Here is a 1622-nt window from a genome sequence, read left to right on the forward strand (position 1 = left end):
TCATCGGGCACACCGTGGACGCCCCTGAATTGCATGGGCAGCAGGCGGCAACCCGCTCTTCCAAGGTCATACCAAATGCGGTCGAGGAGCCGTCCCGTTCTGAAGGTCACGATGTAGTGGGTTTGGCAGAAGGGATTCTCGTGGATGTAATCCCAGAATTGGTGTGACCGCTCGTGACCATGCAGGGTCATATCGAAGTCCCAGCCCAACGAGCGATACTGAGTGATGTCGTCGAGTTCCATGAGGAGCAAATCTCACAGAACTTGGATTTGTCTAGATTTTTATCTTCGCGCCTCCTCAGCCTATTCATTCCTCGATGCCGCCAATGGGGAAGCTCGGAACTACAAGGGGTCAGCGTAGAAAGGTATCGTTCGGGTTGAGCCTTGCTACCTTGAATGAGCACTGGCGTAGCGCGGCCACAGCGGCTGCGCTCCCGTCGAGCTTGTTTGAGCCGATCAGAGGTGCTCCAAGAAGCCTCAGGATTGAACGAAAGAGCTTTGCGCTACGGGACGGGCTCATCATGCGCTCGAAGAGGCTCAGGATGGCGCATAGAAGAGCGTCATGCGCTCTTCCCGTAGGTCAAAGTCTCAGCTTCCTTCTCCAAACGCTCAAGCTCTTTCTCAAGCCTGATGCGATTACCTGCGAGAGTTGCAATGGTATCCTGAATCGACCTTCTCCAACGAAGGTAGAACATGGATTCATCTATGGGATCATCGAAGCTTGTTCGCCCCATCGCAGCGTCAATCTGTCCGATACGCTTCTGCATATCCCCGAGGTAGCGAATGTCTCTCTCGAAGATGGTATGACGAATAGCTTGCTCGTCACGAATACGCTTCCTCCACTCTTCGCGCTCTGTCTCGATGCTCATAATTAACCACCTCTCCTCATCGCACTGCCCACTGCATCAAATCTCATCTTCTCGCGCCTTCTTTTCGAGCGCTTTTACGTATTCGGGGAATGTCAACCTAAAGAGAAGATCATGCTCTTCATGACGAAACAGGAACCGATCACCATCCATTTTCCAATCGAATGGTTCTACGACAACCTCTGCGCACCAGATTCTTATAGGCTCGTGCAGATGAGAAAGCTCCCCTTCCTCGTATGCCCTCAACTCTCTTTTCAGGTATCGGCGCTCTTCGATCAGTTTTTTGATTTGATGCTTGAGTTCGTATTCGTCATGCGCCGCCATCCTTGCCGACAAGGCTGCGCGGAACTCCTTAGGTGATTTCCGAGTCCAGTGGTCGTAGACCATCTGATCAATTTCTTCGTCTGTGATCTCTTCCATGAGCTATCCTTTCGCTACCCCCTATAGTTTGGGGCGAAGATTCGATGAAGCCCAACAAATAGCGTTGTGCGAAAGTAGGACAGCAACATTCAAGATAATCAATTAGCGGAGCTAGCAAGACAAATAAATACTAGTTAGATTTCTCTCCCTATTGTTAAGTTTGCTCTGAAAAATGGTTCTTTTGTTGATTTACGAAAAATCCCAACACGCGCACCGATGAATCATCTTCATCAAAGTCTATGAGTAAGTCGCAAGCGCTCCAATAAAATCACCGCTCGGCGGACGAAATGATTTACCTACGGATCACTGGCGGGATCGGGGCGCGACACTCCAAGGA

3 protein-coding genes are annotated in these 1622 nt (G+C 50.5%); all 3 read right to left on the reverse strand.

The window, feature by feature from the left end; all coding sequences use genetic code 11:
• Positions 1-242: hypothetical protein (locus tag ACU0AG_RS16055; RefSeq protein ID WP_482783267.1), on the reverse strand; the 242-nt coding region annotated here is incomplete at its 3' end.
• Positions 243-559: 317 nt separating this feature from the next.
• Positions 560-868, reverse strand: a complete 309-nt coding sequence (locus ACU0AG_RS16060) for a hypothetical protein (RefSeq protein ID WP_482783268.1) — start codon at positions 866-868, stop codon at positions 560-562.
• 36 nt (positions 869-904) lie between these two features.
• Positions 905-1285: a hypothetical protein gene (locus ACU0AG_RS16065; protein WP_482783269.1), complete on the reverse strand. Its 381-nt coding sequence runs from the start codon at positions 1283-1285 to the stop codon at positions 905-907.
• Positions 1286-1622 lie beyond the last annotated feature (337 nt).

It is taken from the genome of Erythrobacter sp. RANMB8, from assembly GCF_056848235.1.

Excerpts from the sequence above, each read along its gene's own strand:
- ACU0AG_RS16060 (WP_482783268.1), bottom strand. The coding sequence starts at position 868 with ATGAGCATCGAGACAGAGCGCGAAGAGTGGAGGAAGCGTATTCGTGAC.
- ACU0AG_RS16065 (WP_482783269.1), bottom strand. The coding sequence starts at position 1,285 with ATGGAAGAGATCACAGACGAAGAAATTGATCAGATGGTCTACGACCAC.